This window comes from Algoriphagus terrigena DSM 22685 (assembly GCF_000429445.1).
Lineage (GTDB): Bacteria > Bacteroidota > Bacteroidia > Cytophagales > Cyclobacteriaceae > Algoriphagus > Algoriphagus terrigena.
This window is the reverse complement of the sequence record NZ_AUBW01000005.1, coordinates 293,992-317,250: the sequence shown is the minus strand read 5'-3', so window position 1 is coordinate 317,250 and position 23,259 is coordinate 293,992. Positions and strand designations below refer to the sequence as shown.

Genomic DNA, 23,259 nt, shown 5'->3' with positions numbered 1-23,259 from the left:
AACCAAGATTCTCCCGATCCGCCGCGGCGGATCGGGACAGGCTATCTGACCGCTAAAAACAAATTATAAACAGATGAAAAAAATCATAACCATCCTCGTAGCATCCATTTCATTGTCGTCCTGCGAACCCCGGGATAGAATATCCAAGGAGACCTTTGAGCAGGTAAATGAGTCGATGGAAGTGAAACGCCTGACGGAGGTCGAGATCATTGAGGAGGCAATGATTTGGGGCGATTCGATCACAAACGAAGCGCAAGCCCAGTTGATGGCAGCCTTGCAAAAGGCCATTGAAGAAAAAGGTACCGCGGAGGCTTTGGAATTCTGCAATGTCAATGCCTTGTCGCTCGTGGGTGAAGTTGGCGAAACCTACGGCGTCGAGATCCGACGGGTATCCAATAGCAACCGAAATCCGCAAAGCCTGCCCACAGGGGAAGAAAAGGAAATCTTGGAGGCCTATGAATACACCGCGGAAAGCGGTGGGAAAAGTGACCCAAATATCCAGAAGATATCGGGTGGCGACGTATTCTTATATACCAAACCCATCGTGATTCCCAGCGGGTTTTGTTTGAGCTGTCATGGAGAGGCTGGAAAAGAATTGGATGAAAGTACCTTCAAAAAGCTGGGGGAACTCTATCCGGATGACAAAGCGATCGGCCACAAAGTCGGAGATCTGCGGGGGATGTGGTCGGTCAAAATTCCAAAGAAAGAGGTGGTGAAAAGACTTTAAATATTCCTCTTACGGGCAAGGAAAGAAGGTTTCGGTGATTTTCCTGTTCTCGAAAAAAAGTAAATTTTGCAAGAAAAAAAGTTAACATTTTTTAGGATTTACAGGATGCGGTTTCCCTGTTTTTCTTTATAAAAGGCGGCTATTTGCTTTTCCGTTTACTAAAGCAGCAGAATACAGTTGGTTTTTGGCAGTAAACAGTTAGGCATTTAGCCCAAAAATGGCTGACATTGTGGTTTAATTTTCATTAACCCAAAACTGCCTATGAAAATCTCTACTCATGTGAGGCTATTCAGCCTGACATTCTTGATGTGCCTACTCTATCTAGGTACTGCACAGGCTCAGACCCGGGAGGTGTCTGGAGTTGTTATATCCGGCGAGGATAATCTACCGCTTCCCGGAGTATCGATCATCCTCAAGGGTACCACTACAGGTACCGTCACCGATGTGGATGGTGCATTTAAAATGTCGGTCCCATCTAATGAGTCCGTTCTGGTCTTTTCCTTTGTGGGCTTCCTTACCCAAGAGGTCGTGGTTGGTTCTCAAAACCAACTTGACATCAGACTTGGTCCTGATACGAAATCACTCGAAGAAGTGATCGTGGTCGGATACGGTGAGCAAAAGAAGGAAACCATCACAGGTTCCGTAGCTACTGTAAAAGGTGGTGAACTGGCCAAGTCCCCTTCTGTCAACCTTTCCAACTCCATCGCCGGCCGTATGCCTGGTGTGGTAGCGGTCAACAGAAGCGGTGAGCCTGGGGCTGATGGATCATCGATCCGTATCCGAGGTTCCAATACACTGGGTAACAACGATGCATTGATAGTAATCGATGGAATTCCGGCACGTGCTGGCGGGATCGACCGATTGAATCCAAACGACATCGAGAGCATCTCTGTATTGAAAGATGCATCGGCTGCAATCTACGGTTCGCGTGCTGCCAACGGTGTCATCTTGGTGACTACCAAGAGAGGTAAAAGCGGCGTGCCTGAGCTGACTTTCCAAGTCAATCAGGGCTGGGCTCAGCCTACTGTAGTTCCGGATCTTGCCAATGCATCTCAGTATGCAGAAATGCTTAATGATCTGGATATATATGCCTTGCCAGTCAACGAATGGGATGCAGCTAACGCGGCCTACAAAAACAACGGCGAATACCTTCGTCCCAATGGCCAGCTTAGAAATGCTCCCTATAGTCCTGACGAACTGGAACTATATAGAAATGGCTCCGATCCTTGGTTCTATCCCAACACCGACTGGTATGATGCCACGCTGAAGGAATGGTCTCCACAGACGAGAATAAATGCACAGTTGGTCGGCGGTACTGACAATGTCAAGTACATGACCTCTATCGGTTTCCAGGATCAGGATGGCTACTACAAACAATCTGCTACAGGCTTCAAACAGTATGACATTCGGATGAACCTGGATGCTAACATCAACAAATACATCAAAGTGGGTATTGGATTGATGGGACGTGAGGAGCGACGCTTCTACCCTACGCGTAGTGCAGGATCGATCTTCCGTATGCAGATGCGTGGTAAGCCCAACCAGCCAGCTTTCTGGCCAGATGGCCGTCCAGGACCGGATATCGAAAACGGTGAAAACCCGGTCGTGATCACCACCAACCAGACGGGTTACGATCGTGACACCCGCGATTACTTCCAGACCAATGGTACCTTGGAGATCAAGATCCCAGGGGTGGAAGGCTTAAAGGTCACTGGAACTGCGGCTGTGGATAAGACCATGCGCTTCCGAAAACTATGGCAAACCCCTTGGACCTTGTACCAGTTAGGTTCAGGCTTTGAGGAAGATGGCGTCACTCCAGTCTTGGTTCCTTCCAAAAGAGGACCGGCAGATCCCAATCTTTTCGAGGAAAACGAAAATACCCTTAACATTCTCTTGGGTACAGTGGCTTCCTATGACAAAGTAATTGCAGATAACCATACCATAAATGTGCTCGCAGGTTTCAATAAAGAAACTGTCCAAAGCAATAACTTCAATGCCTTTAGAAGATACTTCTTGTCTACAGCTATCGACCAGATGTTTGCCGGTGGTGACTTGGAAAAAAACAACGGCGGTGGGGCTTACGAGAGAGCTCGTTTGAACTACTTCGGCCGGGTGTCTTACAACTATAAGGAGAAATATCTTGCAGAGTTCCTTTGGAGATATGACGGTTCCTATCTCTTCCCTGAAGATACCCGCTATGGCTTCTTCCCGGGAGTGATGTTGGGCTGGGTGGTTTCTGACGAGAGCTTCTGGCAGAACACCCTGGGCAAGACCTTTGACTTCTTCAAGATCAGAGGATCTTGGGGTCAGTTGGGTAACGACCAGATCTTCTTTGATCATGATGGGCAAAACGGAGCGTCATTGCAGGAGTATCAGTTCCTGTCTACGTATGGATTCGGTTCTTACATTGTAAATGGGACAGAAGTTAAGACCCTGGTTGAAAACCGCATTCCTAATACCCGGGTGACTTGGGAGATTGCCAACAACACCAACTTGGGTTTTGAAGGACAATTCCTTCAGGGTAAGATCTTCTTCGAGTTTGATGTGTTTTATAACAAGAGAACCAACATCCTTTGGAGAAAGAACGCATCGGTTCCTCAAAGTACCGGTTTGATCCTTCCTGCTGAAAACATCGGCGAGGTTGAAAACAAAGGCTTCGATTTGAACCTTGGCTACCGCGGTAACCTCGGTCCTGTCACGTTCTCTGCATCAGTGAATGGTGGTTATGCCAAAAACAAGATCCTCTACTGGGATGAGGCTCCGGGAGCACCGGAGTGGCAGATGTCTACCGGAAAGCCGATGAATACCAACTTGGTGTACCAATATGATGGCGTATTTGCTACCCAGGAAGACATTGATTCCGAATCGCTTGACTATACGGCGATCAGCAACAACCTTCGTCCCGGTGATATGAGATACCAGGATTACGACGGAGATGGTAAGATCACACCACAGGATCGTGTTCGAATGGACAACAACGACATTCCAACCTTCCAAGGCGGGATTAACCTAAACGCGGCGTGGAAGAATTTTGACTTGTCTGTTCTGTTCCAGGGTGCCGCAGGCGCGAGACAGTATGTTAGCGCAGGCGAGTCTGGAAACATCGGCAACTATCTGTTAGATATCTATGAAAACAGATGGACGATCGACAACCCAAGCAGTGTGGATCCTAGAATTGCCAACAGAAGTGATCAGTATTACTCTGGAGGAAACACCTACTGGTTCAGAAGTTCAGACTACATCCGATTGAAGAACTTTGAGCTGGGCTATAATTTCCCTGCCCATATTACTGAAAAAGTTGGTGTAAGAAACCTGCGACTTTATGTAAACGGTATCAACTTGTTCACTTGGGATAAGTTGAAGGTATATGATCCGGAAACAAACAACAGCACAGGACAATACTATCCTCAGGCTAGAGTGATCAGCACCGGTCTTAATGTCACTTTCTAACATTTGTGAATCATGAAAAGAATCAATAATTATCTTGCAATTCTGCTCGCTACATGCTTCACGCTTACAGCATGTAACGATGACTTTCTCAATACCCGGCCACTTGGCGAAGTAGATGAGACCAGCGTATGGACTGACATCAACTTGGCAGAAGCATTCGTAGTAGGCATCTACTCGGGACTCGGCCAGGGAGGATTTGACGAACAAATGCTTGCCTCTCTTTCGGATGAAGCCATGTTTACCCACCCGGGTCGGGGAATCACGACCGTTACGGAAGCTCGTTCCAATTCGGCTGATAGGGGCTGGGTCAGTGGTACCTACTCCTGGAATAACATGTACCTCAGAATCCGGGCTACCAATCTTGCAATTGAGAAATTGACAGACGAGAAGTTTCCACATACTGGAGCCAGCACTGATCGATTGATCGGAGAAGCCAAGTTTATGAGAGCTTACTATTATCATCAGCTCTTGAGATACTATGGAGGTTTCCCGATCGTGGACTATGCATATACCCTGGATGCTGAGACGTTTCTGGCTCCCCGAAATACCTTCGAGGAATGTGTAAACTTCATCGTGAAGGATTTGGATGAAGCGGAAGCCTTACTTACCGGCCAATCAGTCATTCCAGGAAGAGCTACCAAAGTATCCGCTCTGGCTCTGAAGTCACGCGTTCTCCTGTATGCAGCAAGTGATCTGCACGACGGTCCGACCGCAGCTTCAAAATCTCCGGAGTTGGCTGCCTATCCCAATCTGGAGATATTAGCCTACCCGTCTGGCAACAGAATGGAAAGATGGCAGAAAGCCCAGGCTGCTGCCAAAGCGGTATTGGATGCAACAACCGGTAACCAAATGGGGCTTTCTGCTCCCGTAGATCATGCGACCGGTATCCAAAACTACATCAACAACTCCATGGCCAGAAATGGCGGTCAAGCCGAAATCCTTTTGGGTAGATATTTCATTAACCTAAAGCAGGAAGCAGGTGGTCGTCAGGGCCTATTTAACGGTCCAAACGGCTACAACAACTGGGCTGGGAATACACCTGTCCAGACCCTGATTGATGACTACGAGATGATGGACGGTACCAAGTTTTCTTGGAGCAATCCTGCCCATGCAGCTGCGCCGTATGTAAACAGAGACGCAAGATTCTACGCTTCCGTGCTCTATGACGGAGCTCAGTGGAAGCCAAGATCCTCTGCTAACCAGCCAAGAGATCCACTGGGTCAGATCCAGACTGGTACTTATGAGATCACCGGAGGTACCGGTACCCACTTCGGATTGGATACCCGAAACAGCCCAATCGAAGATTGGAACGGTTCGTATACAGGTTACTATTTCCGTAAGTTTATCGATGCAAATCCTGCAATTGTGGATCAGAATACTTACCAGCAAGTTCCTTGGCCGGTATTGAGATACACTGAGGCAGTGTTGAACTACGTGGAAGCATCCATCGAATTGGGTCAGGAAGCTGAGGCTAAAGCTTGGCTTAACCAGATCAGATTCCGTGTAGGCCAGCCAGCTGTGACCGAAACCGGCGAGGCTTTGAGAGATCGCTACAGAAACGAGCGAAGAATCGAGATGGCTTACGAAGAGCAGCGTTACCATGACGCGCGTCGTTGGATGATTGCTCCGCAGGCATTTGCCAGACAGGCAAATGGGATCAATATCACCGCGACATTTAAGCCGGGTCAATCGCTCAGCACCTACAAGTACGATCCGACGATCTACAATTACGTATACAAAGTGATCGACATGGATCCGGGTAAGGAAAACCGTAAGTGGTTGGACAAGATGTACTATGTCGCGATCGAGCGGGATGAGATGAACCGAAATTCTGATTTGGTTCAAAATCCGGGATACGATCAATAATCCTGATTAACTTTCTGAGCTATCCCGATTGGGGTAGCTCAGATTTTATTTATATGAAGCTATTTCGATTGCCCATTTGCCTGCTTAGCGTTTGCTGGCTTTTTTTTTCCTGTGACAAGGCCGAACAGGCAAGTCCCCCAGAAGCATCCGCTCCCTCAGACCCAATCTTCCGATCGCTTTCGTCAGATTCTACTGGAATTACTTTTTCCAACCCCATCGAAGAAGACCTCAATCTCAACGTACTGATGTACGAATACCTCTACAATGGTGGAGGGGTAGCGGTTGGGGATCTTAATCAAGATGGACTTGACGATATCTATTTTTCGGCCAATGTGGGCCAAAATCAGCTTTACCTTAATGAAGGAAAGCTAAGATTCAAAGACATTACCCAGGCTTCCGGTGCTACAGGTCGTCCCGGTCCCTGGAAAACAGGCGTCGTCTTGGTCGATATCAACGGCGATAATAAACTTGACATTTATCTCTGCCACTCGGGTGCGCTCATGCCCGAGAAAAGGAAGAATGAGCTTTTTGTAAATCAGGGAAACAACACTGACGGAATTCCGCAGTTCAAGGAAATGGCCGAGGAATATGGGATTGCCTCGGAAGCAACCAGCACTTCTGCAGCATTTTTTGATTTTGACCTGGACGGCGATTTGGATCTGTTTATCCTGAATCACAATACCAAGTCCATTGAAAATCACGACGTCACCCGGACCAAAAGCCTGCTAAAGGAAAAGCACGAAGCGGGATCCCAACTTTTGGAAAACCGAAACGGGAAGTTCACTGAGATCACCGAAAAAGCGGGCATTTCAAGCTCCAGCCTCTCTTACGGACTCGGCGTCTCTGTAGCAGATATCAACGGTGACGGCTGGTCTGACATCTACATCGGCAACGACTACTCGATGCCCGACTACCTCTACATCAATCAGAAAAACGGAACATTCAGAGACGAAATCCAGTCCATGCTGGATCACGTGTCACACTTCTCCATGGGCAATGATATCGCTGATATCAACAACGACGGCTTGCTGGACATCTTTACGCTGGATATGTTGCCAGAGGACAATGCCCGTCAGAAGCTTCTGCTTGCTCCCGACAATTTCGAGCTGTACCAACTGAATGTTGACCGGGGATTCTACTACCAATACATGCGCAACATGTTGCATGTGAATTCCGGGGATGGCACCTTTCAGGAAATAGGTCAACTCTCTGGAATATCGAATACCGACTGGAGTTGGTCTGCACTGTTCACCGATCTCGATCTGGATGGTTGGAAAGACCTTTTCGTCACCAATGGCTACCTGCGGGATTACAACAACCAGGACTTTTTGAAGTATATGGACAACTACGTCCGTACTGCCGGTGGTCAATTGAAGCGTGAGGATTTGCTCACCCTAGTCAAATCCATGAGTTCTTCCAATCTGAAAAATTACAGCTTCCGCAATCGCGGCGACCTGACCTTCGAAAATGTGAGCACGAGTTGGGGCATTGCCGAAAACGGAAACAGCAACGGCGCTGCCTATGCCGATCTTGACAATGACGGCGACCTCGATCTGGTCATCAACAACATCAATGCTTCCGCGTTTGTCTATGAAAATCTTGCCGTGCAAAAATCCAAAGGCAATTTTCTCAGGATTGAACTCAAGGGAGAGGGACAGAATACCATAGGGCAGGGCGCTCTGGTTAGCGTCTTTTCCGGTGGGAAAATTCAGGTTCAGGAGCAAAATATTTACAGGGGCTTTCAGTCATCAGTTTCACCGGTTATGATTTTTGGCTTGGGAGCCAGTCCAAAAGCCGATTCAGTTCGTGTCAATTGGCCGGGGGGGAAAGTTTCACGATTGATCGATTCACCGGCGAACCAAACCCAGACTATTTCGCAGGCAGAGGCTGGAAAAGGACGTCCTTCAAAGCTCGAAAGAGTCGAACCTCTATTGACCGCTGCGGGCAAAATCTTAATCCCTAAGGCCAATGCGGTAAATGACTTCAAGCGTCAGCCGCTCTTGAGTTTTGAGATCTCAGGAAATGGCAAAGCCATGGTCGTGGACGACTTCAACGGCGATGGCAATTCAGATATCTTCCTCGGAGGTGGTGTTGGTGTGAGTGGGAGGGTGCTTTTTGGAAGAGCCAACGGCCAGTTTGGAAGCGCTGATTCTACCGCATTTGTAGCCTCCGCCCAGAGCGAGGACTCGGATGCGTTGAGTTTTGATGCCAACGGCGACGGTTTCGTGGATCTATTGGTTGCGAGCGGTGGGATGCACCAGTTCAATATGGGAGATGCGGGATTGCAAACGCGATTGTACCTGAATGACGGCAAAGGAAAGTTTACACTTTCCCCGGACTCACTTCCCAAAGATGCCTTCCCGATTGGCTCATTGCTGACTGTTGACTTTAACGGCGATGGCAATTTGGATATTTTCGCCGGAGGACGTGTCATTCCCGGCCAGTACCCGACCTCACCTGGAGCGCGTGTTTGGGTGGGGGACGGAAAGGGGAATTTCTCTGATCAGACTGCAACTATAGCTCCTGATTTCAAAGGTCTCGGGATGATTAAGGATTCTGGACTTGCAGACCTAAATGGTGATGGTCAGGATGAATTGATCGTGGTGGGCGACGCAATGCCCGTGACCATTTTCTCCAAATCAGCCGACTCTTGGCAAGATGTGACGTCCGAATATTTTGAAACTCCGCAGGTGGGATTCTGGTCTGACTTGCTGATTGCCGACTGGGACAAGGACGGCAAGGCTGAGCTTTTCGTCGGAAATCACGGTTCAAATTCCCAGCTTTTCGCCAGCGAGACACAACCGCTGGAATTGCTCTATAAGGATTTTGACTCCAACGGATCGACGGATGCAATTTTGAGCTATTACATTCAGGGGGAAAAATACCCCTCTCCAAGCCGCGATGAGATCCTTGGCCAAGTGCTTTTTCTGAAGAAAAGATACCTGGACTTCAAAAGTTTTTCCGGTGTGAAGATGGATGATCTTTTTACCCCGGAAGAGCGAAAAGATTCCAAATCCATTGAAGTGAATAGTTTGTCGACGACCTATTTTGTTTTGGGCTCCAACGGAAAATTCCAGTCTAAGAAATTGCCGCTTCAGGCGCAATTCTCGCCGGTCTTCGCTGCGACTTCAGCTGATTTGAACGGCGACGGGAATCTTGATCTGCTTTTTGGCGGAAATCTTTTTGACACCAAGCTGAAGTTTGGGCGCTATGACGCCAATCATGGCGCGGTGTTCTTGGGTAACGGAGCAGGCGGGTTCGAGGCGCTTTCGCCACTTCAGTCGGGATTGTCCATCAAGGGTGAGCTCAGAAAGATCGACGTCCTTGGCGACCGGATTCTTTTCTACACCAAGGACCATGGAATCCAACAGTATACCTACCATTTATCAAAAGAGTGATTCCGATCAGAATCGGAAGTATTAATTTAAAATTGCAATTGCCCCAGTAAAAGATGAAATCGAGCATGGTGCAAACAGATCATTAATGATCACCCATGCGAAGATTCCATCTGGCCTTTAAAAACGATTTATCAGCAGATGAAAAAGTACCTTGCAGCTTCAGGCCTGATTCTAATGAGTTTCCAACTCAACGAAAGCGGAGTCTTTGAAGCTTATACCCAAAAGATCCCCGGCACAGAAGTGACCTTTGACTTGGCGCCGATCCCGGCTGGCTCCTTTCAGATGGGTTCAAACGATTCCAATTTTCCAGACCAAAATCCGATCCACGAGGTTAAACTTGACGCATTTTGGATGGGCACCCACGAAGTGACTTGGGACGCTTTTGAGCTGTTCCTTGACAAACAGTACGAGGAATCCATGACCGAAGGCGGAGTGCCGGAGATCGTAGATGGCTTGACCAGACCAAGTTTGCCTTATTTGGACATGACCTTTGGGATGGGAAAAGAAGGTAAGCCTGCCGTCGGGATGACCCAATACGGAGCACTTCAATATTGCCGCTGGCTGTACCTGAAAACCGGGATTTTTTACCGGATACCGACCGAAGCAGAGTGGGAATATGCCGCGCGCGCAGGCTCTAAAGGACGTTTTTTCTTTGGTGATGATCCTGCAAATCTGAGCGAATATTCTTGGACAAAAGCCAATAGCCAAGATGGGACCCATCCGGTAGGGCAAAAAAAGGCCAATCCCTGGGGATTGTTTGACATCTACGGCAATGTGCAGGAGTGGACAATTGATCTCTACGAGGAGGATTTTTACAGCAGATCCGCTAAGGAAAATCCACTCAATCCGGCGGAGAAGCTCTATCCTCACGTCGTTCGTGGAGGGAGCTTCAAGACTCCTGAGAGTGAAATCGGATCTGCTGTCCGCGGCGTTTCCGATCCGACGTGGAAGCGGATCGATCCGCAGATTCCAAAGAGCCAGTGGTGGTTTCCAGAAGCGCCGTTTATCGGGTTGAGAATTGTGCGGCCGCTCAACCCACCGTCTCCCGAGCAAATCAAGGCCTATTACGAACAGGAGCCGATTGCTGATTATTGAACCTAAATAACCATCTATATGAAAAACCTGAATTCGAGAAGAGACTTTCTCAAAACCTCCGCGCTGGTGACAGGCGGGATGATGGCGCCTTCTTTTTTGGTGCCAGGAGCTTATGCAGCTCCAGCAAATGAACTGAAACTAGCCGTAATCGGCTGTGGCGGTCGTGGTACCGGTGCAGTCTTTCAAGCTTTCGAGACTGGCCATCCCATCAAGTTGGTAGCGATGGCCGATGCGTTCCAAGATCGCTTGGACAACAGCTACAAGGCGATCTTTGACAAATACGGCAAAGACAAAGTCGATGTACCGGAGGAGATGAAACTGGTAGGATTTGAGGGGTACAAGAAAGCCATCGCGGCGGCAGACGTAGTGATTTTGGCTTCACCTCCAGGCTTTAGACCATCCCATTTCGAGGAAGCCGTCAATCAGGGCAAGCAGATCTTCATGGAAAAACCTGTGGCGACGGACGCTGCCGGAATCCGAAAAGTATTGGCTGCTGCAGAGGTAGCCAAAGCCAAAAAGCTAAACGTAGTAGTAGGGCTTCAACGACGCTATCAAAGCAACTACATCGAAGTCATGAAGCGAATCCAAGACGGTCAGCTGGGTGAAATCGTCGGCGGTCAGGTGTACTGGAATGACGGCGGAGTGTGGATCAGAGAGCGTAAACCTGAGATGACAGAGATGGAATATCAGATGAGAAACTGGTACTACTTCAACTGGCTGTGTGGCGATCACATCACCGAGCAGCATGTGCACAACATCGATATTGCCAACTGGGCAAAAAATGGGTATCCAGTAAAAGCAGAAGGAACCGGAGGACGTCAAGTTCGTACCGGCAAGAACACGGGGGAGATCTTCGATCACCACGTCTTGACCTTCACATATGCGGATGGTTCGGTGATCCACTCCGAATGCCGTCACTTCCCGGGAGCTGCCAACCGTGTGGATGAGACCTTCCAGGGAACCAAAGGGAAGGTGTACCTGAGTGCAGGCAACCATGGCGATATGACCGATTGGAAGGGCAATTCTATCTATTCCCACAACCGGGAAAATCAAGCCAACCCCTATCAAACCGAGCACGACGAGCTTTGGGGCGCGATAGTCAAAGGCGAATACAAATTCGCTGATGCTGAACGCGCCGCGAAATCTACCATGACAGCCATCATGGGTCGATATGCGACCTATTCCGGAAAAGTCCTGACTTGGGATGAGGCATTGAACGGTACCGTGGATCTGTTCCCGGACACCCTTGCGTGGGATGCTACGCCGAAGCTTCTTCCCGGAGCTGACGGCTTCTATCCACATGCAGTTCCTGGCAAATCCAAAGTCGTATAATCATGGAAAGAAGAGGATTTATCAAGCGAATGGGCTTAGGAAGTGCTGTTTTGGGTACCGCCGGAGCGATGAGTATTCCTGCTTTTGCAGGGGAAAATGCAGCGGCGCCGACTTTCAAGATGGACTTTGCTCCCCACTTTGGGATGTTCAAAAATTCAGCTCCCGGAGGCATTGTAGACGAATTGAAATTCATGGCAGACCAGGGCTTCCGTTCCTTGGAAGACAACGGGATGCTCAAAAGATCCGTGGCTGATCAGGAATTGATCGGAAAGACACTGAGCGATCTCGGGATGCGGATGGGAGTTTTCGTGATCGACGGCGGAGACAATTGGAAAGTTTCTCTCACCACCGGCAAGCAGGAATTTCTGGATTTGTTTCTCAAAACCTGTAAGGAATCGGTCGAAGTGGCCAAGCGCGTCGGAGCCAAATGGGCGACCGTGGTGCCTGGTTATTTTGAAAGAAATCTCCCAATGGGAGTGCAGACGGGCAATGTCATCGAAGCCTTGAAGCGTGGGTCAGAGATCCTCGAGCCTGCCGGCTTGACGATGGTATTGGAGCCCTTAAGCGACAACCCGGATTTGTTTCTTCGCCATGCCGATCAGACCTACATGATCTGCAAAGCGGTGGGAAGTCCAAGCTGCAAGATCCTCTACGACATCTACCACATGCAGCGCAACGAGGGCAACCTGATTGCGATGATGGAGAAGACTTGGAGTGAGATCGCCTACATCCAAATCGGTGACAACCCGGGCCGTAAAGAGCCAGGCACGGGCGAGATCAATTACAAGAATGTTTTCAAATACATTGATTCCAAGGGTTTCAAAGGGGTCATGGGGATGGAGCACGGCAATGCTTTGCCGGGAGCAGACGGCGAGAAAGCGCTGATCGAGGCCTACAGAAAAGTAGATCTTGCATGAAACGGATAGCACTGTTGGTCTTAGGGATGACTTGGGCGTTTATATCCCAAGCCCAAAACCCGCAATGGAAAGAGATTACAACACCCGTGAAAGCCTCCCTCAGGGGGCTTTCACCCGTTTCGGCCAAGGTCTGTTGGGCCAGCGGTAGTGCCGGGACGTGGCTCAAGACTACGGATGGTGGATTGACTTGGGAGCATGGTGTCGTCGCAGGTTTGGACACCGTTGATTTTCGCTCCATTCAGGCATTTGATGAAAATGTTGCCATTGTCGCTTCTGCTGGCCAGCCGGCGGTGATTTTTAGAACTTCGGACGGCGGCAAATCTTGGCAGAAAGTGCATGAGGAACACGCTATTGAGGCATTCTTTGACGGGGTTAGTTTTTTCGATAAAAGGAACGGCTACGTCATCGGAGATCCTGTTGGTGGAAAATGGATGATCTTGGAGACCAAGGACGGCGGATTTACATGGAATTCTCTCGCAACTTTACCAGACGCAGAAGTGGGCGAAGCGGCTTTTGCAGCGAGTGCCTCTTCCTTGATTGCCACGAAAAAAGGGTTGATTTTCGGTACAGGAGGATCTGTTTCTAACCTTCATTTTTATCAGTTTGGTAGCCAAACTTGGACTAAAGCGAAAACCCCGATGCTGCAAGGAGCGCCTTCTCAAGGGATTTTTGCTATAGCTAAGACCGATGCTGGGTTGGTCTTAGTCGGCGGAGACTACACTAAGCTTGATGATCGCGACAAGCACGCGGTTATTTATAGTTCCGGTTCTTTTGAATCTCCGGCTGCAATGCCTCTGGGGTATCGTTCGGGAATAGCGTATTGGAAAGAGAAGAACCTGACCGTGGCCGTTGGCCCTTCTGGCTCAGATTTCTCAACCGATGGTGGGAGAAACTGGCAGAATTTTTCAACCACAGGATACCATGCCGTGAAGTTTTCGGGAGAGCGAGACGCGATCTGGGCGAGCGGAAGCGGTGGACGAATAGGGCTTTTGGTTCCGTGATTTAGGCCGGGAATTTGAGAAGACTGCCCATTTGATTTTTTGAAAATGTCAAGTTTTTGGCAGTTCTGTCCTTTTTATCCTCCCCGACCGTAGTATATTTAAGCAAAGAATCCCCGAAATAGTAGTTTTACCCGTCACGAATTATAGACCCATGTTTGAAATTATCCCCTCCATTTGGATTATCGAAGGTAAATGTGTTCGCCTCAAGAGGGGCGATTTTGCCACGCAGGAGGTGATCTCAAACAACCCTCTGGAGATCGCGCAGGCTTTCGAAGGGATAGGAATCAGAAGACTTCACTTAGTTGACTTGGATGGCGCACGTCGCGGTGAGCCCAAAAACTACCATATCTTGGAGGCCATCGCTGGCTATACCGAGCTCAAGGTTGATTTTACGGGAGGGATTTCTACGGACGGGGACGTGATCAAGTGTTTTGAATTCGGTGCGAAGACGGTGACCATCGGCTCGGCGGCAGCTAATTTTCCAGAACGCTTTGCTCAGTTTATCCTCTCTTATGGAAGGGAGAAAATTAATCTTGCCGCGGATACAAACCCGGAAGACAATAAAATCAAGACCCGCGGTTGGTTGAAGAAAACCGAGATCGATCTTTTCGATCATATTGAGTTCTTCTACGAGCGAGGATTGAAGTATCTCAAATGTTCGGATGTAACCCGTGACGGCGTGATGGAAGGACCTAACTTTGATCTTTACGCAGGTATTTTGGAAAAATTCCCATCAATCCATGTTGCAGCGTCAGGGGGAGTAAGAGGCGTGGATGATTTCAGGAAGCTACGGGATCTTGGGCTCAAGGGAGCGGTATTTGGCCGAGCCTACTACGAAGGGAAAATCAGTCTGAACGAGCTTGAGAAGTTTGTAGCAGAGGCATAAAAAAAGAGGCTTTTGGCCTCTTTTTCGTGTATTGTCGGTTGGATTTAATCTGCTTTGAATTTGTCTACGATATACAGGAAGATGTTGAAAGACAGCGTAGACGGGGATTCGTTCTTTTTTACATCTTTCTCAGAAATACCTCCTGCCGGCAGGTCTCGTTTGACAGCTGCCTGAGTGGTTTTGACACTTGTGCCCGGCTTGGCGGCAATAACTGTAGAAGAGTGATTGTCCTGAAGTGAGGAATTGTCCTCCAATAATACCCGATCGTTGACCTTTACATTGTGCTCTTCCATCTTTTCTGTCTCAGATTGCGCAGAAGCATCTACGGCAATCAGCGCCAATCCCAAAATAGCTACGCAGAGCAAGGTGGGTTTTGTGAAATGAAATCCTGAGAATTTCAACATGGCTTAGTTTAGAATAGGTTGATCTTCGACTCGCTTACAAGTAATGTTCCTAAAATTAGAAAAAAAATCCACATGCAAACAATCGATTTCGAAGAATTCAACAAAATAGACGTGAGGATTGGGACGATTATTCAGGCAGAAGTTTTTGAAAACGCCCGTAAACCGGCATACAAAATTTGGATAGACCTTGGGGCGGAGTTGGGAATAAAAAAATCTTCGGCTCAAGTGACCGATTATTATACGCCGGAAGAATTGAAGGGAATGCAGGTGCTGTGCGTTTGCAATCTCAAACCCCGTCAGATTGCAGATTTTATGTCTGAGGTTTTGCTGACCGGATTTACTGCCGAATCAGGCGGGATCGTATTGGCGACCGTGGAAAGACAGGTGCCCAATGGACAAAGACTCCACTAAGAAATGACGATTTTCAGTCCGTCTGATTCGATTCGGGTCTGATAAACTTTGAGATCTCCGCAAGATCCAGCTCGGACTTCACCGGTAGCCAAATCGAAGCGGTATTCGTGAAGCGCACAGATAATCTCTCCCAGCCCATTGATATTGCCCTGAACCAGGGGAGCGCCGCGATGGGGGCAAAAAGCCTGGAAAACGAAGATCTGTTCGCCGATTCTTACACCGGCGAGCTGTGACTCACCCAGCTGGAGTTTTTTGATTGACCTTTCGGGAAACATCCCGAAGACTTGTTCCCTGCTGGTGCCAAGACTGTATTCTTTCATGCGCTTATAATTTGTTTTTCAATGGCCACATGGCCTGTCCCGTCCGCCGCGGCGGATCGGGAGAATCTTCGCATGATCAACAATGATTCCTTATCGGACGTTCTTCTTCCTGCTCGATTTCATCTCCGGCCAAATTTGAAATGCAAAATAACCATCTAAGTCTGAGAACTTTGGTTTTTTCGGGATTACTGCCCAAATTCCCTAAACAGACAATAAACCTGATCACACCATGAAAAAATATCTGCTATTGCCTCTTCTCTTTTTGGCTGGCTGGGCCAGCGGCCAAAGTCTGAATGGTGCCTGGAAATTGGTTAGCCAAAATGGAAACCCCGTCACGGCTCAGGAGTACGTCAAAATCTACCAGGACGATTACTTTGCGTTTGGAGTGAAAAATGTAGCCGACAATGCCTTTATCGGTGCAGGTGGCGGCCCGTTTAAATTTGCCGATGGCAAATACTCAGAGACCTTGGATTTTTTCACGCTAAACCCACTTCAGGTGGGAACGACGACCCCTTTCAAGATCGAACTAAATGGGAGCAAACTGACGCTTTCTGCCAACACCAATGACGGCATGCTGGTCGAAACTTGGGAGAAAATCTCCGACGCGACCGACGATTTGACAGGAAACTGGGTGATCACAGGTAGAAAGCGGGATGGCGAGATCTCCCGGTCCACGCCTGGAGCCCGTAGAACCGTCAAGATACTGAGTGGGGGCCGATTCCAATGGATTGCTTTCAACTCTGAAACCAAAGAATTTTCCGGTACCGGGGGAGGCACATACACCGCGGTCGATGGAAAATATACCGAAAACATTACCTTCTTCTCGCGGGATAATAGCCGTGTGGGAGCAAGCCTGGGATTTGACTTTGAGGTCATCGATGGCGAATGGCACCATAGCGGATTGAGCTCCACGGGTGCGCCGATTTACGAGATTTGGACACCGTATGCGATTGGCTACAAGCCGGGGAAATAGCGCGGAGATGTGTAAAAAGAAAAAGGAGCCCTCGGAGCTCCTTTTTCTTTTTATGCTTCTACCAAGTAGAGGTCTTTCAGTTTGCCGACGGCAAAGTCTACGTCTTTGAGTGTGTTAAATCTACTGAAGGAGAATCTCACCGAGTCCCGCTCAGGATTGTGATTCAGAGCTCTGAGCACATGAGAACCGACGGTTGCTCCCGAACTGCAGGCTGAGCCGCCCGAGGCTGAGATCCCTTCGATATCCAGATTAAACAACAGCATGCCGCGATTGGTGGGAGACGGAGGCAGGCTGACGTTTAGGACGGTGTACAGGCTTTTTTCAAGATCGCCTGAGAGGCCATTGAATTCCACTCCCGGAATATCCTGAACGAGTCTGTCGATAAAATGTCGTTTGATTTTTTCGATATGGGCTTGATGTCCGGCCATATCCTCGTAGGCCAGCTCCAGCGCTTTCGCGATTCCGATGATCCCGATCACATTTTCGGTTCCTCCACGCATGTTGCGCTCCTGCGCTCCGCCGTGGATGAAAGGAAGGATCTTTTTGTCTTTTCTCACATAGAGAAATCCCGATCCCTTTGGCCCGTGGAATTTATGTCCGCCCGCTACGATCGAGTCGACCGGCAGCGCTTTCACGTCATGAACGTAGTGTCCCATCGTCTGCACCGTATCGGAATGGAAAAAGGCATCATACGCCTTCGCCAATCTGCCGAGTTGATCAAGATCGTTCAGGTTGCCGATTTCATTGTTGGCATGCATCAGGGAGAGCAGGCTTTTTGTATTGGCCTTGAGAAGCTCTTCAACTTGACTCAGACTGATTTCTCCCCGTTCGTTGACATCCAGGATGCTGAGCTTGATCTTGCCTTTTTTCTCCAAAACCTCTAGGGTATGGAGGACTGCATGGTGCTCGAGTGGAGAAGTGATCGCATGGGTAATCCCGTGGCTTTCGATCCCGCAGACCAAAGCGGTATTGTCAGCTTCTGTGCCGCCCGAGGTGAAAAAAATCTCCGATGGGCTCGCATTGAGCAATTCCGCGACTTTTTTTCTCGCTTTCTCAATAGCAGTCCGGACCTCTCTGCCATGACTGTGCACGGAGGAAGGGTTGCCGAAATGCGACTTCATAAACGGCAGCATGGCTTCGATCACCCGATCGTCCATGGCTGTAGTGGCGGCATTGTCAAAGTAAACGTTCATCATATTTGGGTGTAGGGTACTCGGTACTGTAGTCTATGGTATCAAATCAGGGAGGCGCTGACCACTTCCTTGATGTCTTGGATGAGCTTTTTGGCCAAATGCTCGGCAGTCGCTTCGGAATCTGACTCAGAATAGATCCGGATAATGGGCTCCGTGTTGGATTTTCTCAAGTGCACCCACTCCTTTTCAAACTCGATCTTCACACCGTCGATGTCGTTTATCGGGTGCTTCTGGTATTTGGTTTTGATCTCCAGCAGGATCTTGTCCACATCGATTTGTGGGGTCAGTTCGATCTTATTTTTTGAGATATGATAGTTGGGATAGCTGGCCCGAAGCTTGGAGATCGACTTGCCGAATTTTGCCAGATGAGTCAGAAACAACCCGATTCCCACCAAGGCATCGCGGCCGTTGTGAGAGGTTGGGTAGATGATGCCACCGTTTCCTTCGCCACCGATGACGGCATTTACTGCCTTCATCTGATTGACTACGTTTACTTCGCCGACTGCTGCAGCGGTGTACTGTCCGCCTCTTTTCTCGGTCACGTCCCGTAGGGCGCGAGTGGAGGAGAGGTTGGAGACAGTGTTGCCCGGTGTCTTGGACAGCACATAATCGGCCACTGCGACCAGTGTATATTCTTCTCCAAACATGGACCCGTCTTCATTGACAAATGCCAGTCTGTCGACATCCGGATCTACCACGATCCCAAGATCGTAGCTTCCTTTTTCCAGTTTTTTGGAGATGTCCCGGAGGTTTTCGGGCAGTGGCTCAGGATTGTGTGGGAAAATGCCGTCCGGAGTACAATACATCTCTTCGATCTCAGTCACTCCAAGCGCGCGAAGCAAAGCCGGGATGGCAATTCCTCCTGTAGAGTTGACGGCATCGACCACGACCTTGAAGTTCCTGGCTTTGATTGCCTCGACATCCACGAGTTCCAGAGCCAAGACATGCTGGATGTGCCGCTCGATGTAGTCGTTGATCTGGGTATATTTTCCGAGTTTTTTTACTTCTGCAAAAGTAAAAGCTTCTTTTTCGGCTTTGTCCAAGATCGCTTTTCCTTCGGCATCTGATATAAATTCTCCGACCGAGTTGAGGAGCTTTAGCGCATTCCATTGGATAGGATTGTGGCTTGCTGTGAGGATGATTCCTCCACCGGCATTTTCCAAAGGTACTGCCAGCTCCACAGTTGGAGTCGTACTTAGTCCAAGATCAATCACGTGAATCCCCAAGCCCTGAAGTGTAGCGGAGACCAGTTTGGACACCATTTCACCGGAAAGTCTCGCATCCCGGCCAATGACGACCTTTGGGTTGTTGGTTTTCTCGATAACCCAAGCCCCGTAGGCTGAGGCAAATTTTACGATATCGATAGGGGTTAAACCTTCACCGGCTTTGCCACCGATGGTTCCTCTTATCCCGGAGATAGACTTTATAAGCGACACGAAATATTAATTTAATAGGATTGAGATTTGAAAAAACCGGATAAAACAGGGGAAGCGTTACTTGAATTTGGCCATCACTTTGTCAACCTCATTGTCAGGGTTGGCGCAGTTGCTGGTGGAGTCTACTGTTTTTCCGCACAGGCTGCAGGTGATTCCTTCCTGATTGAGATATGGACTTTGAGAGGCACAAGTGCCTTTGAATTCGCCGTTTTTGAGGAATATCAGGCGTACGGACATTAGTATGAAGAATAATGCCACGAATCCTACGGTAATGAATACAGTTGTCATAACGGATAAATTTGCGCAAATTTAAAGCTTTACTTCGAAAACGTCCATACTTTCAGGTTAGTTTCCCCGACCATGTCAAAATTGAGTACCCGGCCCGAACAACTCGCAGCTTTTGATCGCTTGTTGACTATCATGGACGAGCTTCGCGCGCAGTGTCCGTGGGACAAAAAACAGACCACAGAGAGCCTCAGGCACTTAACCATAGAGGAGACCTTTGAGCTGTCGGATGCGATCTTGGAAGGAAATCCCGAGGAAATAAAAAAAGAACTCGGCGATATTTTACTTCACATTGTGTTCTATGCCAAGATAGGTTCAGAAGAAGGCAACTTCGATGTCACGACCCTGATCGATTCCCTCTGCGAGAAACTGATCCGACGCCATCCCCATATCTATGGCGACACGGAGGCCAATGACGCAGAAACTGTCAGCCAAAACTGGGAAAAGATCAAACTGAAAGAAAAAGGCAATGTGTCCGTTCTAGGAGGAGTGCCAAGGTCTTTGCCAGCAGTGATCAAGGCGATGCGGATTCAGGAGAAAGCGAGGGGTGTTGGCTTTGACTGGGAAGAGAAAAGTCAGGTTTGGGAGAAGGTGGAGGAGGAAATGCAGGAATTCAAAGCCGAATTTAATGTAGCTGACAACAAAGAGGTCGACCGGGAGAAGGCGACTGGCGAGTTTGGTGATCTGTTGTTTTCTTTGATCAACTACGCCAGATTTATCGACATCGATCCCGAGGAAGCCTTGGAGCGTACCAATCTGAAGTTCATTAAGCGCTTTCAATACTTGGAAAATGCAGCAAAGAATTCCGGTAAAAATCTCAGCGAAATGACCCTGGCGGAGATGGATGTCTATTGGAACGAGGCGAAAAAGCAGTAGGCAGTATGGCAATAACGGTGTCAGGCTGAGCAGAGTCGAAGCCGGTATCAGTAGGCAGTCTTCAGTACTACAGTCGCAGTATGCGGAACTCCGAAACTATGGTCCATAGACTAATAACAAATAACCAGTAAACGAATAACCCTTTCCAAATGTCAAACCAAATCATCTTCACTCCCGAGGCTCCGGCGGCGATTGGCCCGTATTCACAGGCCGTGCTGGCAGGAAATACACTTTATACGTCTGGACAGATCGCTTTAGATCCGGATACCGGTGATCTGATCAATGAGAATATCACCGAGGAAACCCACGCCGTCATGAAGAATCTCGAGGCTGTGTTGCGTGGAGCTGGATTTAGCTTTTCCGACGTGGTGAAATGCACCATCTTCATCCGGGATATGGGAGAGTTTGCGACTATCAATGAGGCATATAGCCAGTATTTCAAATCGAATCCCCCAGCGCGCGAAACCGTAGAAGTAAGTAAGCTTCCCAAGAATGTGAATGTGGAAATCTCCTGTATCGCCGTGAAACAATAAACATTGAACCTCCTTCCCTTCCATAGCGAAACGCTCGTCAGTGCCCTCACCAAAGAGGAGGTGTTGGGGCATCTGATCCGTGTGACCCGGGAGGTTAATTTTTTGGACGCCCGCACACAACAAGACTCCAAGATCCGGTTTAATGGGATGATTGGCCGGGAAGGCTTCCGGATTTCCAGAGCTATCAAGCGGGGAGATTCCTTTCTTCCCCTGATGAGGGGAGAGGTGGAGTCTACACCGAGAGGCTGCATCATTTTTGTCAGATACAGCCTCTTCCCGACGACCGTCTTGTTCCTGTCTTTTTGGAGTGTCGTGCTGCTGGCATTTGCGGCATACTACTTTGTGGGCTTGCAAAATATAAACTATGGAAGCATCTGCATCGGACTGGCGGTGCTGAACTACGTCCTGGGGATTTTCTTTTTTCAGCGGCAGGTGAAAGCATCCCGGGAGCTTTTCCACGAGCTGATCAACTTCGAAATGAAAGACAAAGAGTAAGTCAGTCAACGGTCCATAGTCGACCGACCACAGCCGCGTATTACTTGAGTTGACCGCCACACCAAAAACAACTTTCATGGATCACCCCGTGAGGTCCTTTAAAGCGGGAGTGAACAGTCGTCCGTTGACGAATCCAGACCGTAACTATCACCCCGCTTCTTAGGCTAAAAGGCCGTTAGGTCTTAACTTTGCGACCGAAATCAAACCCATATACCAAATAGATATCATGTCCATCCGCATCGAAAAAGATACCATGGGGCCTGTGGAGGTTCCTGCCGACAAATACTGGGGCGCACAGACCCAACGCTCTATCAATAACTTTAAGATCGGCGGCGAGAAAAACCGCATGCCGATTGAGATCATCCGCGCGTTTGCCATCCTGAAGAAAGCGGCAGCCTTGACCAATGCCGAACTCGGTGTCTTGGATCAGGACAAGGCAGACATCATAGCGACCGTCTGCGACGAAATACTTGCCGGAAAGCATGACGATCAGTTTCCGCTCGTGATCTGGCAAACTGGCTCAGGCACCCAGTCCAACATGAACTCCAACGAGGTGATCGCTTACCGCGCCCACGTGATCTTGGGAGGATCTTTGGAAGATGCCAAGAAGAAGATCCATCCAAACGACGACGTCAATAAGTCCCAGTCCTCCAACGATACCTACCCGACTGCAATGCACGTGGCAGCTTATCAGATGGTGGTGGAGACTACGATTCCTGGCGTACAGAAGCTGAGAGATACGCTGGCTGCGAAAGCTGAGGCTTTCAAGAATGTCGTGAAGATCGGCCGTACCCACTTCATGGATGCGACTCCGCTCACCTTGGGTCAGGAGTTTAGCGGCTATGTGGCCCAGTTGGACCATGGCTTGAGAGCTTTGAAAAATACACTTTCCCACCTTTCGGAACTGGCGCTCGGGGGCACAGCCGTAGGCACTGGTCTAAACACACCACAGGGATATTCTGAACTGGTAGCCAAGAAGATTGCCGAACTTTCCGGTCACCCATTCGTGACTGCGCCAAATAAATTTGAGGCATTGGCTGCCCATGACGGAATGGTCGAGACACATGGAGCATTGAAGCAGCTTGCAGTGTCTTTGATGAAGATCGCAAACGATGTTCGAATGCTTTCTTCCGGTCCTAGATCGGGTATCGGCGAAATCCTGATTCCTGAAAATGAACCCGGATCTTCCATCATGCCAGGTAAAGTCAATCCAACCCAAGTGGAGGCCATCACCATGGTGGCCGCACAGGTGATGGGCAATGACGTGGCGATTTCCATCGGTGGATCTAACGGTCACTTTGAATTGAACGTGTTTAAGCCATTGATCGCTGCAAACTTCCTGCAGTCTGCCCGACTGATCGGGGATGCCTGCGTGTCATTTAATGATAACTGTGCGATCGGCATCGAGCCAAATACCGCAATGATCCAGCGTCATTTGGAAAATTCGCTGATGCTGGTGACCGCGCTGAATCCTTACATCGGCTATGAGAATGCCGCAGCTATCGCCAAGAAAGCGCATAAAGAAGGAACCAGCCTCAGAGAAGCGGCGATCGCTTTGGGCCTGTTGACCTCAGAGCAGTTCGACGAGTGGGTGAAGCCGGAAGATATGATTGGAAGTTTGAAATAATCTCTGTCTGGAGTTCTAATCAAAAAATCCAACT

The 23,259-nt window shown here is 49.0% G+C and carries 20 protein-coding genes; 15 read left to right on the top strand and 5 right to left on the bottom strand.

All coding sequences use genetic code 11. From position 1 onward, the window contains the following. Window positions 1-73: 73 nt before the first annotated feature. From G459_RS0105630 to G459_RS0105590, 9 genes are all read left to right on the top strand, one after another. Window positions 74-727: a Tll0287-like domain-containing protein gene (locus tag G459_RS0105630; RefSeq protein ID WP_026966767.1), complete on the top strand. Its 654-nt coding sequence runs from the start codon at window positions 74-76 to the stop codon at window positions 725-727. 261 nt (window positions 728-988) lie between these two features. Then, a complete protein-coding gene (locus G459_RS0105625) occupies window positions 989-4,177 on the top strand; it encodes a SusC/RagA family TonB-linked outer membrane protein (RefSeq protein ID WP_026966766.1) in 3,189 nt (1,062 codons plus the stop codon). Window positions 4,178-4,189: 12 nt separating this feature from the next. Further along, window positions 4,190-6,043, top strand: a complete 1,854-nt coding sequence (locus G459_RS0105620) for a RagB/SusD family nutrient uptake outer membrane protein (protein WP_026966765.1) — start codon at window positions 4,190-4,192, stop codon at window positions 6,041-6,043. 53 nt (window positions 6,044-6,096) lie between these two features. Continuing rightward, window positions 6,097-9,441 carry a VCBS repeat-containing protein gene (locus G459_RS0105615; protein WP_026966764.1) on the top strand — a complete coding sequence of 1,115 codons (3,345 nt, stop codon included), beginning with the start codon at window positions 6,097-6,099 and terminating at the stop codon, window positions 9,439-9,441. Window positions 9,442-9,579: 138 nt separating this feature from the next. After that, window positions 9,580-10,536 carry a formylglycine-generating enzyme family protein gene (locus tag G459_RS0105610; RefSeq protein ID WP_026966763.1) on the top strand — a complete coding sequence of 319 codons (957 nt, stop codon included), beginning with the start codon at window positions 9,580-9,582 and terminating at the stop codon, window positions 10,534-10,536. An 18-nt stretch (window positions 10,537-10,554) separates the two neighbouring features. Continuing rightward, window positions 10,555-11,868 carry a Gfo/Idh/MocA family protein gene (locus G459_RS0105605; RefSeq protein ID WP_026966762.1) on the top strand — a complete coding sequence of 438 codons (1,314 nt, stop codon included), beginning with the start codon at window positions 10,555-10,557 and terminating at the stop codon, window positions 11,866-11,868. Between the two features lie 2 nt (window positions 11,869-11,870). Further along, entirely contained in the window at window positions 11,871-12,785 is a 915-nt protein-coding gene (locus G459_RS0105600) for a hydroxypyruvate isomerase family protein (protein ID WP_026966761.1), read from the top strand. Then, on the top strand, window positions 12,782-13,786 hold the full coding sequence (locus G459_RS0105595; RefSeq protein WP_026966760.1) for a WD40/YVTN/BNR-like repeat-containing protein: 1,005 nt from the start codon (window positions 12,782-12,784) through the stop codon (window positions 13,784-13,786). Before G459_RS0105600 ends, G459_RS0105595 begins: the two co-directional genes overlap by 4 nt. Window positions 13,787-13,937: 151 nt before the next feature. Then, complete coding sequence (locus G459_RS0105590) at window positions 13,938-14,672, top strand: 1-(5-phosphoribosyl)-5-[(5-phosphoribosylamino)methylideneamino]imidazole-4-carboxamide isomerase (RefSeq protein ID WP_026966759.1); 735 nt, start codon at window positions 13,938-13,940, stop codon at window positions 14,670-14,672. A gap of 44 nt (window positions 14,673-14,716) precedes the next feature. Here the strand turns inward: G459_RS0105590 and G459_RS0105585 are convergent, their stop codons facing one another. Further along, window positions 14,717-15,076: a hypothetical protein gene (locus tag G459_RS0105585; RefSeq protein WP_026966758.1), complete on the bottom strand. Its 360-nt coding sequence runs from the start codon at window positions 15,074-15,076 to the stop codon at window positions 14,717-14,719. Window positions 15,077-15,148: 72 nt separating this feature from the next. Here G459_RS0105585 and G459_RS0105580 point away from each other — a divergent pair, with 72 nt between their 5' ends. Continuing rightward, on the top strand, window positions 15,149-15,487 hold the full coding sequence (locus G459_RS0105580; RefSeq protein ID WP_026966757.1) for a tRNA-binding protein: 339 nt from the start codon (window positions 15,149-15,151) through the stop codon (window positions 15,485-15,487). Here G459_RS0105580 and G459_RS0105575 read toward each other — a convergent pair. Next, the gene (locus G459_RS0105575; RefSeq protein WP_026966756.1) at window positions 15,484-15,807 is read right to left on the bottom strand and encodes a Rieske (2Fe-2S) protein; all 324 of its coding nucleotides are present in this window, start codon (window positions 15,805-15,807) and stop codon (window positions 15,484-15,486) included. The two genes, G459_RS0105580 and G459_RS0105575, sit on opposite strands and share 4 nt — an antisense overlap. 229 nt (window positions 15,808-16,036) lie before the next feature. Here G459_RS0105575 and G459_RS0105570 point away from each other — a divergent pair, with 229 nt between their 5' ends. After that, the gene (locus tag G459_RS0105570) at window positions 16,037-16,780 is read left to right on the top strand and encodes a hypothetical protein (protein WP_026966755.1); all 744 of its coding nucleotides are present in this window, start codon (window positions 16,037-16,039) and stop codon (window positions 16,778-16,780) included. A 50-nt stretch (window positions 16,781-16,830) separates the two neighbouring features. On the opposite strand, the gene G459_RS0105565 is transcribed toward G459_RS0105570, so the two are convergent. Genes G459_RS0105565 through G459_RS0105555 form a run of 3 tightly spaced genes read right to left on the bottom strand, consistent with a single transcriptional unit; the run spans window position 16,831 to window position 19,697 of the window. Further along, window positions 16,831-17,973 (bottom strand): cysteine desulfurase family protein, encoded by a 1,143-nt coding sequence (locus G459_RS0105565; protein ID WP_035455202.1) that lies wholly within the window; start codon window positions 17,971-17,973, stop codon window positions 16,831-16,833. A 41-nt stretch (window positions 17,974-18,014) separates the two neighbouring features. Beyond that, on the bottom strand, window positions 18,015-19,409 hold the full coding sequence (gene glmM / locus G459_RS0105560; RefSeq protein WP_026966753.1) for a phosphoglucosamine mutase: 1,395 nt from the start codon (window positions 19,407-19,409) through the stop codon (window positions 18,015-18,017). 57 nt (window positions 19,410-19,466) lie between these two features. Beyond that, complete coding sequence (locus tag G459_RS0105555) at window positions 19,467-19,697, bottom strand: hypothetical protein (RefSeq protein ID WP_026966752.1); 231 nt, start codon at window positions 19,695-19,697, stop codon at window positions 19,467-19,469. Between the two features lie 72 nt (window positions 19,698-19,769). On the opposite strand from G459_RS0105555, the gene mazG reads away from it, so the two are divergent. The 4 genes from mazG to fumC all read left to right on the top strand — a co-directional run bounded on the left by mazG (window position 19,770) and on the right by fumC (window position 23,225). Continuing rightward, entirely contained in the window at window positions 19,770-20,570 is an 801-nt protein-coding gene (mazG, locus tag G459_RS0105550) for a nucleoside triphosphate pyrophosphohydrolase (RefSeq protein ID WP_026966751.1), read from the top strand. Window positions 20,571-20,719: 149 nt separating this feature from the next. After that, window positions 20,720-21,103, top strand: a complete 384-nt coding sequence (locus G459_RS0105545; RefSeq protein ID WP_026966750.1) for a RidA family protein — start codon at window positions 20,720-20,722, stop codon at window positions 21,101-21,103. A gap of 3 nt (window positions 21,104-21,106) precedes the next feature. After that, window positions 21,107-21,598 (top strand): hypothetical protein, encoded by a 492-nt coding sequence (locus tag G459_RS0105540; RefSeq protein WP_026966749.1) that lies wholly within the window; start codon window positions 21,107-21,109, stop codon window positions 21,596-21,598. A gap of 226 nt (window positions 21,599-21,824) precedes the next feature. Further along, a complete protein-coding gene (gene fumC / locus G459_RS0105535) occupies window positions 21,825-23,225 on the top strand; it encodes a class II fumarate hydratase (RefSeq protein WP_026966748.1) in 1,401 nt (466 codons plus the stop codon). The last annotated feature ends 34 nt before the right edge of the window (window positions 23,226-23,259 follow it).